Below are 14,430 nucleotides of genomic sequence, written 5' to 3' on the forward strand. Positions count from 1 at the left end.
CTATAGCGTCATACAATTGCTCATCCTTTCTATCCTGCTCTCGTCTTTTTATTTTTATCTATGCATTCACCTAATTTATCTGCATTAGTAGTTAGTGCAGTTATATCTATACCCATACTAAAACCTCAATATTAAAAGCTATTTAAGTTGTCAGCACAAACTAACAACCAAGAAGTTTGACTTCTAATTTGAGCTAGATGTGATCGAAATATAGGTGAAAAGGCAGAAAACTAGTTTCTATTAGAAAATCTGTTGTCATAGTTGAACCTCACTTTAGCACTTGTCTACTATTTTAACTATTTTATCTTAAAAAATAATAAATGTGGCTAAACTGTGAAGCATGAGTGCTGCTGAAAGAGATAAACCAATGTTTTTATAGATCTTTCAAACTTGGTTTTTCTTTTAGTTTTTTAAGTCTTTCTTTATTTAGTATGGAGCTTATCTCTTCTACACTTTTATTAATATCATCGTTGATTATTACATAATCATATTTACCACGTTTGCTTATCTCTTTTTGAGCTTCGGCTAATCTGCGCTCTATTTCACTTGCATCATCACTATTACGCCTTTGTAGGCGCAGCCTAAGCTCTTCCATTGAAGGGGGAAGTATAAAAACACTTACAACTTTTTCTCTTAAGGTTTTAAACAAATAGAATGCTCCTTGCCAATCTATATTCAGTAAAACGTTTATTCCACTACTCAGATTTTGTTCTATAAAATCTTTTGGTATACCGTAGAAATTCTCAAAAACTTTGGCATATTCAAGCATTTGACCAGCTTTGCATAGTTCATGAAACTTTTCTTCAGTAACGAAAAAATAGTCTTTTCCATTTACTTCACCGGAACGAGGCTTGCGTGTAGTCATAGAAACAGACATAACTAAATTAGTTGATTGCTCAAGTAATTTTTCTGATATAGTAGTTTTTCCAGCTCCAGAAGGAGAGGATAGAATCAATAGTATGCCCTCATTTTTTACGGTCATTTTTCTTTTTTACGTAATTTTACAAATACATTATAGAGTTTTTTAAGACTTTGTATTTTTTGAGTCAAAGTTTAAAATACTAGAGCCCTCTAAATTAGAATTTGATAAATTGGTACCAATAAGAGAGGAATTATCAAAGACAGTATAACGTAAATCAGTTTTTTCAAGATTTGCCTTATTCAAATTAACGTTTATAAACTTTGCTCTACTTAATATTGAATTAGAAAAATTAGCATTTTCTAAATTCATATCCTTGAACTCAAAGTAAGAATAATTTACATCAAATTTTTCACCCTGTGATATTTTCTCTTGCAAATCTCCAATTGAAGTTATGGCATCCTCTAGACCTGTAATTTTTGCCTGTCCCTGATTGTCGATCAAAATTGAATTATCAAATTTGCAATCTGTTAAATGAATATCAGCAATTGAACTTTTATATATGCTTGAAGAGTGAAAAGACATATCACTCATTGTTGAATTACTCAAATTGCCAAGAAAGAAACTAGTTTTCCTAAAGGCATTATCATAAAACACAGAAGATCTAAAATCACTTTCAATGAAGTTTGAATTAGTTACTTTTAAATTAGACCACTTTGAGTTATCAGCTAATAATTTGAAGAATATTGAATTTTCTATCTCACTGAAATCAATATTATGGTGGGAAAGCGTACTATTGTAAATTTGAGAGTCTTGAATTTTCGTCTTATACATTGAGGTTGTAGAAAGATCTGAATCTTCTATTTTTGCAGAGGTAAACAATGAATGGTCAAAGAACGAACCATTCATGTCAGAATTCACAACTTTAGTATTATGAAACTTTCCGTGACAAATGTTAGCATCATAGGCATTAACTTTATACAATTCACTAAAACTAAAATCAATATTAGATAAATCAGCATCCTGAAGATCTGCTTCAGAAACATATGCATGTTTTATCTTGGAACCATTTAGTATAGATTTAACGAAGTTTGAATTATCCCCTTTCACATAGGAAATTTGTGAATTGCTTAAATTGGCTTTTTCGAAATTACTATCCACTATAATGGAAGAATTAAAATAGGCGTTCGAAAGATTGCTACCTGTAAAATCCGATTTTTTTATTTCAGCACCGTATATATTAGCATTTTTTAGTGAAGAAAATTGTATTTTTAGCTTGTATACATCCACTCCAAAGAAACTTGCATTGTCGAAATTATTCCTCTGCATAACAGTATCGTTTATTTCACTATCACTAAAATTTATGTAGCTAGCATTTGAGTTTGATAAATCGGAGAAATTCATTTTTACATTCAAAAATTTGGTATGCAAACCAATTATATTACGCATACTTACTTTGTTGAGGTTAGAATTGATAAAATCAGCATAACTGATATTAGACTGATCAAATATGATATCTGTTAAATTTGCAGAAGCAAATTTTGAAAAACTCAAATTTGTGCCTTTTATTTTAACGCCATGTAAATTAGCATTGGAAAAATTAGCATCACGTAAATCAACGTCGATAAAAGACACATCTGATAAATCGGTGTTAGAAAAATCGGCACCAATCAAACTCACTCCGTCAAAAATAGATTTATTTAAATATAATTGACTAAAATTAGCCCCATTTAAATTAGGGCCAAAACCTTTCCTAAAATCTTGTGGAACCCCTGCTTTGTTGCACTGTACTAAAAACTTAGCAAAATCTTTTGTATTGTAAGATACGTATTTTATATCGTGCAGAGCGCTTAAAAAATCATTAATTGGATTTTTTTCATCATCTCCATAGCATAAATGACCAACTAAAATTAATATCAAAAGTCTAATTATTTTTTGCATCGCAGGTAGTTTCTTTTGTTTTTATAGCAAAGTTATACATATCTGAGTTTTCTTCATTGTTTATTTCTTTATCCTCCAAAAGATATGGCATCATTTCGGCAATTGCATTTATTATATCGATCTGCTTTTTCTCGATTGCTATGTCAATAGGGGATTTAAAATTATTACCAACTGCTCTAGGGTCAGCACCTTGTAATAAGAGAAAACGAACTGTGTCTATTTGACCTTGCTTCACTGCATAAATTAGAGGAGTATCACCCAATTTATTTCTAAAACTTAATATCTCTTGAATTGTTAATCCAATTTTTTCTAGCTTATTTATTACTCCTCTTAAACAAATTAAGTTACCCTTCTTGATGCAGTAAAAAAATTGCTTACTGTAATCATCAGTAAATATAGTTGTAGGAAGATGCTCATTGAGGCTATCATATTGTCGCTTATATATCGACTTGCTTCTATGGCTCCATTCTTTTTTCATTTCTTTGTTTAGCTTTGTCCATTTTTCGCTTTCTTCATTTTCTTTGTTCACAGGTGTTATGTTGTTAGGCTGTTCTTCTTTCTTTTTCTCTGTTAATTGGCTTGTTGAAAGTTCGGTGTCTTTTATGCTAACCTCCTCTTCAGGCTGTAGGTTTGTTTGATTATTGTGACTGATTTTCTTCTCTTCAGGTTCTTCTTCTTTTTCTTCTAATAAAGGACTTGTTGAAAATTCGGTATCTTTTATATTAATCTTCTCTTCAGGCTGTAGGTTTGTTTGTATATTTTCATTACTTGAAGGTACTTCGACTACATTTATTGAGTCTTGGTCTGTGCTTTCCTTTAGTGATTCACTCTCACTCATAAGCGAAGGAATTTTATCCTCTTTATCATCGCTTTCAGCATCAGTATTGCTTTTCGATTCGTCTTCTTGATTTATGCTGCTTTCATTTTTATTTTCTTCAGGCTGCTCTGCAGCAAGCAGGTTAGATATAACGATTAATAGTATGAAGAATACTTTATATTTCATAAACATTGCAAATATAGGCTTAATTAAAATGATACTATAATCAAATGATTAATCTACAGTAAAAAGTGCCTTAGTTATACTATACAAAAAGGATATCTGCGAAGAATAGGAAAATTTTTAGTACATAAATACAGCTCAAATAAGAATGCTTCCTTTGGTATGCACTATAGGTATAACTTTTTTCATAATTCTCATGTATAAAACAGCATAATTTGTATTTTAGGAGTAATTTATGCTTACAAAGTGTGCTAAACTGATTTCATGTGAGGAAAGTGGAAATAAGCAGTTCGTAGTTTATAATGCCAAAGCATGTGACGGTGATGAAAGATTTAGTTTTTTTACTAAGATGGAAGAAGACGAAAACGAAGGTGAATTACCTAGTACTTGCCCAGTAGGTAGTCTAGTAGATGTTTATTATAACCCTGAGTACTGTTTAGAAGAAAATCATTCCTGCTACGCAGAGTATATGCAATTCTCAGCTGATGATCACTGTAAAGCTGATTGTGGGGTTTTCTAGATTATCTATTGCTATCTATTAGTAGAAATTAACTTACAGCGTATGGCAGACAATAACTGTATGTCACACGCTGGCTTTGTGTTTATAGTATTTTTTTTGCAAATAAATGCAAAAAATTACTTGACATATTTTGTAACTTGATTATTCTCAATGAAAATGAGGGTATTTTAGAGCTCGAAATTCACCTTATTCAAGTCTGCAGACTTTTCAATTAATTTCTCAATAAAAAATATAGCACAGTCTACTTCAGTGCATATAAGTGTGCTTAATTTCTGTCATAAGGTGTGTTGTATTTTCTCTAAATTTTTTTATAGGAGGATCATTATGTCTAAAATTCCTTAAACATTAATTTAATTTATTAAATAGTGCAGTACTGCTTTACGCGTTGCTAATCCAAACTTTACTTGCTGTAAAATAACACAATCTGCTATATCATTGCTAATTTCAATTCCTCTATTGATTGGCCCTGGGTGCATAACAATTGCATCGGGTTTTGCGTGCGATAGTTTTTGTGCATCAAGTCCATACAAATAAAAATATTCTTTTTCCGAAGAACTATTATTCATGCGCTCTTTTTGCAATCTCAAAAGCATAATTACATCAGCATCCTTTATACCTTCAGTTAATGAGTAATGAGTTGAATCTACTTCAGGAAAATGCTTACAAATCAAAGTTGGTGGTGCAACCAAGCTTATTTTTGCTCCAAACATTTTTAGCAATCTTATATTTGACCTTGCAACTCTACTGTGCAAAATATCTCCACATATTACAACTTTGAGATCCTTTATTTGCTTTTTATGACTGATAATTACGAGATAATCTGCAAGAGCTTGAGTTGGATGTTCATTGCTTCCATCACCCGCGTTAATTAGCGAGTAGTTAACATGCTTTACCAGTGTATTAATGATACCACTACTTTTATGCCTGATTATCATATAGTCAGGATTCATTGCATTTAATGTTTTTATCATATCTTTTAGATCTTCTCCTTTGTTAACGGAAGAAGATTTTATTGGCAAAGTTACAACATTTGCTCCAAGGCTTTTTGCCGCTATTTCAAAAGATGCAAGTGTGCGTGTTGAATCTTCAAAAAATAAGTTTATTACTATCTTGTTTTTTAGAATATGGCTAGTTTCTGTTTCAAGATATTGGTTGGCTAACTTAGTTATATTTTCTACATCACTGACTGTGAGATCTGAGATATTTAACAGATTCCTTTTTTTGTTCATAGCTCCCTTTTTGAGCTTATTCTACTTTCTTAATTATTATTTTTCAACTCTACAGTTATAAAATAGAATAGAAGAAAGACTATTATTTCCACTTACACTCGTCTGCTATCATAATAGCCTCAAAGAGGTGCTTCTCAAGCTCACTTATAGGTAGATCACTTTGTGGATAACTTCCCCAAGATTTTAATACATCAGAAGTTTCAATACCTTCAACAATGGGATATTCTTGATTTTTTTCAGCATATAATTCTTGAGCCTGTTTACTTACAAAAAATTCCAATAAAGCTATAGCATTTTCTCTGTTTTTTGCGTTTTTTGTTACTGCTGCGCCACTAAGATTCACCATTACACCATCATTAGGAAAGAAAGCTCCTAGTTTATCTGTAACACTTTTCTTATTTTTTGACGAAAGAATTCTTGCAAAGTAGTAGCTGTTTACTATTGCAACATCCCCTTCACCAGCGGCTACAGCATAGATTTGGTCTGTGTCACCACCACTTGGCTTTCTTGCCATGTTGTTCACAATTCCACTAACCCATTCCTTGGTATTTTCAAATCCATTTTTTGTAATCATAAAAGCAATCAATGATCGGTTATATGGACTTGTGGAAGAACGCACTAATATTTTCCCTTTCCATTTTTCATTTGCTAAATCTTCGTAGGTACTTAATTCTTTAGGATCTACTGATTCTTTATTGTAAACCAATATTCTGGCTCTTTTTGTAAGGCCAAACCAATAATCTTCACTATCTCTAAATTTTGCAGATATGGCATTTTTTAGAACCTCTGAATCCACTTGAGACAAAAGCCCTCTTTTTTTTGCTAAAATCAAATTCACCACATCTGCGGTTAAAAATAAATCAGCTTCACCACCATTTTCCATACGTGAAAGTAACTGAGAATAGTCGTCGATGATATAACGTACCTTGATACCCGTATTTTTTGTAAATTCATCAAATAAACTATGTACCAATTCTTCTTTACGTGATGAATAAACATTTACTACTTGCGAATCATCAATTCCGCTATTTTTATATAAAAAATTAACGACTATCAATACAACCGCTACTAGAGATGCGAATATTAAAGCTTTTTTCATATCATAAAACAAATCCCTTCATTTTAAGATACTCAAATAGCAAGGTTCTGGCAAGTGCCAATAAGGGGCATTGAAATTCATCTACCAACCGTAAATAACATCTGGATAATTATGAGATTGAACTATAACTTGCTCAAGCATTAAACTGCTGCGTTTAGCATCTTTGCTATGATTTTCCTCAAGAACGTTTGTTCTTTCTCGTTTTATTTCCTCAATGAATTTCCCATTAATATTTTTAGGATCAATCATTTCTTCAGAATATATAAGATTAGTACAGTTTGTTTTTCTATAGTAATGCACGCCAAGATACACAACTAATAATGCAGCTATACCTGAGCCTATAAGAACTGATAATCCTATGTTATTGGTTAAAGGGTTCCGGTAAAATCTTTGTGTATTATTAACACCATCTTGCACATACAGCAATAAAGGGAACGATATATTTAGAGCAACTACGCCAGTTAATAATGTAGTAAATATAGGTCTATTATTAATTATGGACTTTATTTTATTAGTTTTACTAATTACTTTTTCATCAATATTGACGAAGCCTTTTTTAGATTCCCAAGCATTAAGTACAAAATTTGAATGAGTGCCATTGCTATATTCCAGCCTTACAGACTTTATAGCTTTATTTTCTGGTTGACACTTCAATACGTTACCTAAAACTTCATCTGCATTTTTTCCTTGATTTTGATATTCTTTGGTATTTACAAACTGTTTTATTCCAAGAAACATTGAACTAATTACGAGCAATGAAGCAATTGCAATAACTGGTATAATAGTATAGAGCGGACTGTTTGCAAAGAACGCGATAAATTTTGCTTTATCTTGTAAACACACTAAAGCTGCAGATGTGCCAAATGCAATAGCAGTTATACCAAAAATTATAACGCCTTTCTGCTGCATGGCATACTGCGCTTTTGGCCAGAATCTGTTTTTTTGCAGTTTAAATTCGCTATTTGTAGACAAAGACTTTTCAAAGCCATCTGTCTTATGTGGTGGTAGAGAAGTTGAACGTATTCTGTTTGTCTTTTTATTATCTCCAAGCAAAGATTTTTCAGAGCCATCTGTTTCATATGGCGATGGAGAAGTTAAAGATGTATCGCTATGCTGACTGAGCTTTTCAAGAAGATCTTTTTCACTTTTTTCTCTATCCCAGGGTTCATCAAATACTGTCCCTTGTGAACCTGATCTACTATGTTCTGAAATGGCCACATTCGATGCCTCTTCCCCTTCTTTATCAGAACTTGATTCGCTAACCGAACTTGTAGATTGTGAAATTTCATTTTCATCGGTTGTTTGTAACACTGTGTTTCTAGGTGCTGGTGTTGGTGGAGTTGCTGCACTATTTTCACCCTCCGTTATATGAGAAATCGGTGTGGCATTATTTTCATTTACTAATCCATGCATATTCGCTCCAAAATTAATTACGATGCTCTTTAATTACGCGATAGTTATTAAAATACAGTAAATACTAATTTAAGGATAAATATGAAGAATTTAGTATAAGAACTGCTGATCAAAGATCCTCTCGTCTAATGAGCAATCCTTATCAAAAAGCAGAGTGATTGTATTTTCGTGATCTTTTTGTATTTTTACCTGCGATATATCATGGAATTCTTTATAATCTGATACTACAAGTGCTGGACGATTTTTTATGTCATTAATGTCAATTTGTACTATCGTGTCATTTGATATGAGCGCTCCATTCCAATGCCTTGGGTAGTAACTATTGATGGAAGTCAGTGCAAATAAATTTGAATTAAGTGGCAGAATTGGCCCGCCGGCAGAGAAGTTATATGCAGTGCTGCCTGTGGGAGTAGACAATATTATTCCATCTCCTCTGAATTTTTCTACTTTTAGCTTATCATTAATGGTAATATTCGTCTCCACTATTTGATTTGCTTTTCTGAAGACATACACTTCATTTACTGCTATGTAACGGTGTTTTTTGCCACTTATGTCTGTGGCTTCCATTTTTAGTAAAGTTAGCTGAGTAGGGACTGCATGTTCTATATGATCAATTAGATCTTTAAAGCATTTATTCATTAAAAACCCGACGTTGCCGGTATTTATTCCATACACATGTACATCTTTATTTCCTATGACGTAGTTGTGCAGAGTGCGTAGCATAAAACCATCGCCCCCAATGACTATAAGTAGATCAATTTCGAACTTACTTTTTTCTGTTATATTGATAAAATTGAACTTCTGTAATAACTGAGATACTTCCTGGGACTTTGGTGATGTAGAAGCAATATAGCCTATATTTTTATATTTATACATGTTTGATAAAGAAGGAGAAAACTAGAAAAGACTCCCATATTTATCATTAAACTTAGCTATTTTACTATCCTTGTCTCCTGATCCGCTTGTCAAGCTTCCAGTCCATGCAGGGTGAGTAAGAGGATCTCTATCAAGTTTTATTCTTTGACCTTCCTTTCCATAAGTGGAATAAGTTTCAAACTCTTGACCGTCTGTCATGACTATAATAACTTTGTGATAACTGATTTCTGCCATTGCTGCTTACAACTTTTTATCAAATCACATTCTAGTGAATAGGATTGATTTAGTCAATCATTATTGTGAAATATTGACAAAAAATAAATAAAGTAGTATTATTAGTGAAGAATGAAGAATTTATTATGATTTTTGCTTTTCCTGGTCAGGGCTCTCAATTTGTAGGAATGGGAAAGAGCTTATATGATGAGTTTTCAGTTGCAAGACAAGTATTTGATGAAGTAGATAACATATTAGGTAGAAAGCTGTCTCATTTGATCTTCAATGGTCCTATTGAAGAATTAACCATAACAGAAAATGCTCAGCCAGCTATCATGGCAGTGTCAATTGCGACATTACGTGTTATGGAGCATGTGCTTGGTAGGCCCTTTTTTTCTGATTGCAATGTTAAATATGTTTGTGGGCATTCAGTTGGCGAGTATACAGCGCTATGTGCTGCAGGGGCGTTGACGCTTGAGTCTGCAGTTAAATTGTTAAAAGTTCGTAGCGAAGCAATGCATGAAGCTTCACTGAAATGTAAAGGTGGAATGGTTGCACTACTTGGAGCAGAAATAAGCGAAGTAGAAGATATATTGAAATCAGTTCAACTTGATTGTGAAATTGCAAACGATAATGGTGGTGGGCAGGTAGTGGTAAGTGGTACTACAGAAGCTCTTGAGATGTTACCAGATTTGTTTAAAAGCTCGAGTGCGAAGAAAATGATTAAATTACAAGTTAGTGGACCTTTTCACTCATCTCTTATGAAACCCGCTGATGAAAAACTTCTAGAATTTTTAGAGAGCGTCAACATAACTAGCCCTTCGATTCCTTTTGTATCAAATGTTACAGCTAAAAAGGAAAGTGATCCAGAAATCATAAGAGCTTTACTCGCTAAGCAAGTCGTAAGCAGAGTCAGGTGGAGAGAGATGGTTTTATATATGACAAGCCGTGGCACTAATAAATTTGTTGAAATTGGGCCTAACAAAGTTTTATCTAATCTAGTTAAAAGAATTATCAGTACAAAAAGCATAGGTAGTGTTAGCGATATTGATAGCTTCTTTAATGAATCATTAATATTGGCAGCGAAAAATTTAAAAGTGAGTTTGAGTTAAATTGTATCTATTTTGTATTACCCAAGCAATATTGTATGGACATTGCGCTAACAAGAATGTAAGTTTGGGTGTCATTCCAGCGTGTGTGTAATAGTTTAGACTTGATCTGACAGGCATAAATTATCTGACAGAAGAATCGACGAAGTCAAAACCGATATCAGAATCTGTTTTAATGTTATCAATATTTTTTTGGTAAGCAATATGCATACTATCAAAAAAGGTCTGCATAGCCATAGCAATACTTACCTGAATGAGGTCTAGCTCTATTGTAAGAATGCAACCAATGATCGACATCTAACTGAAGCTCCTCCAAAGTACTATAAATCTTTTTCCTAAAGATAATATTGTAACATTCATCTTGCATAGTTCTATGAAACCTTTCACATATACCATTAGTCTGTGGGGAATAAGCTTTGGTTCTAGAATGATCAATATTTTCTACTCCCAAATATAACTGGTACGCATGATTCCCTGGTTTGCCACAATACTCTGTACCCCGATCAGTTAAAATGCGTAGCAATCTGTTCATCAAAAAATGGTATAACTCTATCGTTGAGAAGATCTGCAGCTGTGATAGCAGTTTTCTCCGTATAAAGCTTAGCAAAGGCCACTCTAGAGTAGGTGTCGATAAAAGTTTGTTGATAAATTCGTCCAATACCTTTCTACATAATAGGTATCTTGACTACCTAAGTATCCAGTGTCTCAATTTCGCCATTGGCCTCTTTTTGTTCCTTAGTTTTTTCTAAAGCAGCAACTTGCTCCTCTGTCAAAATTATACCGTCTTGGACTACCTTCGCTTCTAGCGCTTTCAATCTCTTTTTAAAATTTTCAAGGTCGTTTCTTTGCCATATTCCCGCTAGCAGATATTAGAATTCCTTTTTTCTTTAACTCATTAGCTGCTCTTTCCTGTCCATATGCTGGAAACTCTACTGCTATTTTAACTACTGCTTCTTCTGTATCCTTTGGTACTCTATTGGCAAGTAATGGTTTGCTTTTGTTTAATGCTTTTTCTCCTCCTGTTTCGTACAGTTCTTTAAAACGATAAAATGTATCTCTCGAATACTTTACATGCCTGTGATACATTCCCTAATTGTTTTGCAAGTTCTCCAACTTTGGTTTTAGTATTTTTTCTTCTCATATCTGACACTCCTTTAAAATTTATTTATATTTTTATCTTACTTTATTAATCTGTCAGATCAAGTCTAAACTATTACAATTATGGCTATTGATAGGCGCAAATCTGCTTATAGCGATCAAGGATCACAATACACCTCTAAAAATTATCAATTTTTACTGAGTACAAAAAATATTATTTCTAGACAAAGGTTATTGTTATGATAATGCTGTTTCAGAGAGCTTTTTTAGTTCACTCATACTCATTGATACTGCACAACACTCTGCACAACACCGCAATATTTGAATATATAGAAATTTTTTATAATAAACAGCGTAGACATTCTACGATGACGGTTGTCGATAAGCCTAAATTACTTTAGCTATATCTCTGCAGCTAACTGCGCTAATAATGCTGGCATTAATTAAAATTAAATATTAAGTCTTTATACTTTTATAGTAGCGTTAATATTGAGGTAATATTGTGGGTACAACTAAGATTAGTAAATTTCCATTTAATATAAAAGGTAAAGTGGCAAAACAACATGCCGAACCAATAGTTGAAAAAAATCTCTATACTATTTTAGGATTCAAAGATACAGAAGATTTTGAAAATAAGACAGGTAAGCTTGTTAATAAAAAAGTTTGGCAATCATTTGTTGACTGCTTTGCAAAAGAAATAGATTATGCAGCAACCGAAAAAGTTGTAAAAAATATCCTTTGTAACATTGCAAAGAGTGATCGCGGTGATGTTTTTACTAAAGCTGAACGTCTAATATTAAATGAAAAACAAGGTGATAAAAAGAGAGAAAAAGCGATTAGAGAAGCTATTAGTATTTTGAGGAAAATCAATCCAGAAAAAGCCTTTAATGAACTTTCAGTAATGAAAAAACAAGCTGAAGATTTTTTACAAACCGATTTTTATAAAGCTCAGAGTAAACCACTTCAAGGATTTGCTCCATCTGGTGGACAGCTCTTTGCGGAAGTTCTAAAATATATAGAAACACTAGAAAAATTAGCTGAAGTTAAAAAGGAAGAGCTAGTTAAAGATTTCTTGTTAAATCATGTTAGTTCATTGAATAAAAAGTATCCTAAATCACAAGGCAAAAGGGAAGATGCTATAACAATACTATCAAGTGATGAGTTGAAGAATTTTTACAATAAAGGTGTAGAAGAAGGAATATTACAACCAATGGTATCTTACAAAGAATGCAGAAACCTGTATAACCAAATGAAAAATGAATCCAAAAGTATAATTAAAAGAGAAGAACGGGAAGAAAATTTGAAGAAAATAGATAAGTCGATAGTCAGCGCAATTAATGACATAAAAAAACATAGAGAAGCAATCCTTAACTGTAAAGACTTTCAAAGTTCTTACATAAAAGAGAAAAAAGAACATCCATTTAGAGGCAACGCATGTCAAAAAATGATTGATATATATCAAGGAAAAATTGCTGGATATCAGGAGAAAATTTGTCAAAACTTAAGCCAAATAAAAGCGATATTAAAAAGTGCGCCGCAAGAAATGGATGATGTGGAAGAATTAGAGGAAATAATCGATGGTATGCATGAAGCGAAGCAGTTTGATGAAAATTGTGACTCAGCTTTGATTTGCTTATCGAATATACAGAATAAGTTAGACGTTCAGCTGGAAAATCCCCTAACAGAACTCAGAGCTTCACACATTAACGTTAAAATTGAGCCTCAAAAAAAGGTTTCTACTTAAGAGACTCAGGGGTCACAAAAGAATAGCAAGACAATTTCTAGGAAAAGTGAGAAAGAGGTCTCCAAGTTATTTTTTATCATTGGACACTTGGGTTAGGATCAAAAGGCTAAATAATGGAAGCTGTATAAACCGAGAGGTTTTACAGTTTTGCGAGAGACTGGTGGGGAAGTTCCGCCGGTCTACTCTCCCGATATACACTAAGTTTTCAGGTTCTTTTGTTTCTATAATTTTTGTGAATTTAGCACGATTTTCTTCGCTTCTTTCTTTGTACCCATAGGTCTTTTTTTCTCGTAAAATTGACCTTTTTTAAAGCTCTGCTAATCGTTTGACAACTTATATTGCCCAAAAATTTAGCTATTTCTGATAGAGTTTTTCCACCGTGCTTTTTAGCAAATTCAGCAAACGCATTTCAGTCAATAATTTTGTGCTCCATTCCCCAGTTTTTTTGCGTCTTATCTGCCAACTCATATAATGTTGTTTTTCCTATTTTAAACCTTTTCGCTACTACTTCCTCCCTCATCTAGAGCTTGCATTGCTTTTTTCCTTAAATCGTAACTATATGTTGCTGGCACTCTTACTTCCTCTTACTATAAATCTTTATTTTATTATATTCGGACTATTATGGAAGATGCTATAAGAGATTATCTTGAAAGTAGGATAAGGTATAGTATAAGAAATGTAAAAGTGAGGTAAGAAATGAGAAAAAAGTATCCAACAGATCTAAGTAAAAGGCCGAATAGAAAAATATTTCAGAGTATGATACAAGAAAGGAGGAAAACCGCCAAAGTATAGTAAAAGAGAAATATTAGAGGCGATTTTCTATGTATTGCGTACAGGATGCCAATGGCGGGAATGCTATGGAAGACTGTGTATGAGCAGTTTAGGCAATGGAAAAAGCAGGAAATTTTTGAGAAAATGAATTGCCAAATATAGCAGGAGAAAAATAGGAAGAAATGAGGAGCCAAGCGCTTGACAGTCAATCTGTGAAAACTACAGAAAAAGGGGGGTCAAAGGTTATGATGGAAATAAAAAAGTAAAAGGTAGAAAAAGGCATATAAAGGAAGAATATGACATAGATATTGAAATTGTTAAAAGACCTCCATGTAGATTTTGGGTACATAACGCTTGAGCTGCTGCCAGCGAGAGAACAGGGATTTAAAGTACAGCCAAGAAGGTGGGTTGTAGAAAGGACTTTTGCTTGAGGAATAGAAGGCTATCAAAGGAATATGATTTGCTTACAACATCTACTGAAAATTTCATATGTCTTGCTATGAATAGGGTTATGTTAACGAGGAAATATGCCTAAGTTTTCTAGTTTCAGGACAACCT

The 14,430-nt window shown here is 32.9% G+C and carries 11 protein-coding genes and 4 pseudogenes; 5 read left to right on the forward strand and 10 right to left on the reverse strand.

The genetic code is table 11. The features are described from left to right. Positions 1–373: 373 nt before the first annotated feature. The 3 genes from gmk to Wcon_RS04670 are packed head-to-tail and all read right to left on the reverse strand — an operon-like array spanning position 374 to position 3,803. A complete protein-coding gene (gene gmk / locus Wcon_RS04660; RefSeq protein ID WP_114517390.1) occupies positions 374–982 on the reverse strand; it encodes a guanylate kinase in 609 nt (202 codons plus the stop codon). A gap of 42 nt (positions 983–1,024) precedes the next feature. After that, a complete protein-coding gene (locus tag Wcon_RS04665) occupies positions 1,025–2,800 on the reverse strand; it encodes a pentapeptide repeat-containing protein (RefSeq protein WP_114517391.1) in 1,776 nt (591 codons plus the stop codon). Further along, entirely contained in the window at positions 2,784–3,803 is a 1,020-nt protein-coding gene (locus tag Wcon_RS04670) for an ankyrin repeat domain-containing protein (RefSeq protein ID WP_114517398.1), read from the reverse strand. Before Wcon_RS04670 ends, Wcon_RS04665 begins: the two co-directional genes overlap by 17 nt. A 232-nt stretch (positions 3,804–4,035) precedes the next feature. Between Wcon_RS04670 and Wcon_RS04675 the strand changes: the two genes are divergently transcribed. Next, positions 4,036–4,320 (forward strand): hypothetical protein, encoded by a 285-nt coding sequence (locus Wcon_RS04675; RefSeq protein WP_114517392.1) that lies wholly within the window; start codon positions 4,036–4,038, stop codon positions 4,318–4,320. Positions 4,321–4,670: 350 nt separating this feature from the next. On the opposite strand, the gene Wcon_RS04680 is transcribed toward Wcon_RS04675, so the two are convergent. From Wcon_RS04680 to rpmE, 5 genes are all read right to left on the reverse strand, one after another. Next, positions 4,671–5,549, reverse strand: coding sequence for an aspartate carbamoyltransferase catalytic subunit (locus tag Wcon_RS04680; protein ID WP_114517393.1), 879 nt, complete (start codon positions 5,547–5,549; stop codon positions 4,671–4,673). A gap of 82 nt (positions 5,550–5,631) precedes the next feature. Beyond that, a complete protein-coding gene (locus Wcon_RS04685) occupies positions 5,632–6,648 on the reverse strand; it encodes an extracellular solute-binding protein (RefSeq protein ID WP_114517394.1) in 1,017 nt (338 codons plus the stop codon). A gap of 81 nt (positions 6,649–6,729) precedes the next feature. Beyond that, positions 6,730–8,061 (reverse strand): hypothetical protein, encoded by a 1,332-nt coding sequence (locus Wcon_RS04690; RefSeq protein ID WP_114517395.1) that lies wholly within the window; start codon positions 8,059–8,061, stop codon positions 6,730–6,732. A gap of 90 nt (positions 8,062–8,151) precedes the next feature. Continuing rightward, positions 8,152–8,937, reverse strand: a complete 786-nt coding sequence (locus Wcon_RS04695) for an NAD kinase (RefSeq protein WP_114517396.1) — start codon at positions 8,935–8,937, stop codon at positions 8,152–8,154. Positions 8,938–8,958: 21 nt separating this feature from the next. Further along, a complete protein-coding gene (gene rpmE, locus Wcon_RS04700) occupies positions 8,959–9,171 on the reverse strand; it encodes a 50S ribosomal protein L31 (RefSeq protein WP_047759189.1) in 213 nt (70 codons plus the stop codon). A gap of 125 nt (positions 9,172–9,296) precedes the next feature. On the opposite strand from rpmE, the gene fabD reads away from it, so the two are divergent. Continuing rightward, entirely contained in the window at positions 9,297–10,262 is a 966-nt protein-coding gene (fabD, locus tag Wcon_RS04705; protein WP_114517399.1) for an ACP S-malonyltransferase, read from the forward strand. 120 nt (positions 10,263–10,382) lie between these two features. On the opposite strand, the pseudogene Wcon_RS04710 reads toward fabD, so the two are convergent. After that, positions 10,383–11,400, reverse strand: a pseudogene (locus Wcon_RS04710) (integrase core domain-containing protein). Between the two features lie 80 nt (positions 11,401–11,480). Between Wcon_RS04710 and Wcon_RS13345 the strand changes: the two are divergent. Together Wcon_RS13345 and Wcon_RS04715 are read left to right on the forward strand one after the other, a co-directional pair. Further along, positions 11,481–11,758, forward strand: a pseudogene (locus Wcon_RS13345) (IS3 family transposase); the annotation flags it as partial. Positions 11,759–11,859: 101 nt separating this feature from the next. Then, positions 11,860–13,101 (forward strand): hypothetical protein, encoded by a 1,242-nt coding sequence (locus Wcon_RS04715; protein ID WP_114517397.1) that lies wholly within the window; start codon positions 11,860–11,862, stop codon positions 13,099–13,101. Positions 13,102–13,218: 117 nt separating this feature from the next. On the opposite strand, the pseudogene Wcon_RS11960 reads toward Wcon_RS04715, so the two are convergent. Beyond that, positions 13,219–13,673, reverse strand: a pseudogene (locus Wcon_RS11960) (IS630 transposase-related protein); the annotation flags it as partial. Between the two features lie 124 nt (positions 13,674–13,797). Between Wcon_RS11960 and Wcon_RS04725 the strand changes: the two are divergent. Beyond that, a pseudogene (locus tag Wcon_RS04725) lies at positions 13,798–14,407 on the forward strand (transposase). Positions 14,408–14,430 lie beyond the last annotated feature (23 nt).

The sequence above is a fragment of the Wolbachia endosymbiont of Cylisticus convexus genome (genome assembly GCF_003344345.1).

Coding starts and splice junctions, on each gene's coding strand:
- gmk (WP_114517390.1), bottom strand. CDS start 982: ATGACCGTAAAAAATGAGGGCATACTATTGATTCTATCCTCTCCTTCT.
- Wcon_RS04665 (WP_114517391.1), bottom strand. CDS start 2,800: ATGCAAAAAATAATTAGACTTTTGATATTAATTTTAGTTGGTCATTTA.
- Wcon_RS04670 (WP_114517398.1), bottom strand. CDS start 3,803: ATGAAATATAAAGTATTCTTCATACTATTAATCGTTATATCTAACCTG.
- Wcon_RS04675 (WP_114517392.1), top strand. CDS start 4,036: ATGCTTACAAAGTGTGCTAAACTGATTTCATGTGAGGAAAGTGGAAAT.
- Wcon_RS04680 (WP_114517393.1), bottom strand. CDS start 5,549: ATGAACAAAAAAAGGAATCTGTTAAATATCTCAGATCTCACAGTCAGT.
- Wcon_RS04685 (WP_114517394.1), bottom strand. CDS start 6,648: ATGAAAAAAGCTTTAATATTCGCATCTCTAGTAGCGGTTGTATTGATA.
- Wcon_RS04690 (WP_114517395.1), bottom strand. CDS start 8,061: ATGCATGGATTAGTAAATGAAAATAATGCCACACCGATTTCTCATATA.
- Wcon_RS04695 (WP_114517396.1), bottom strand. CDS start 8,937: ATGTATAAATATAAAAATATAGGCTATATTGCTTCTACATCACCAAAG.
- rpmE (WP_047759189.1), bottom strand. CDS start 9,171: ATGGCAGAAATCAGTTATCACAAAGTTATTATAGTCATGACAGACGGT.
- fabD (WP_114517399.1), top strand. CDS start 9,297: ATGATTTTTGCTTTTCCTGGTCAGGGCTCTCAATTTGTAGGAATGGGA.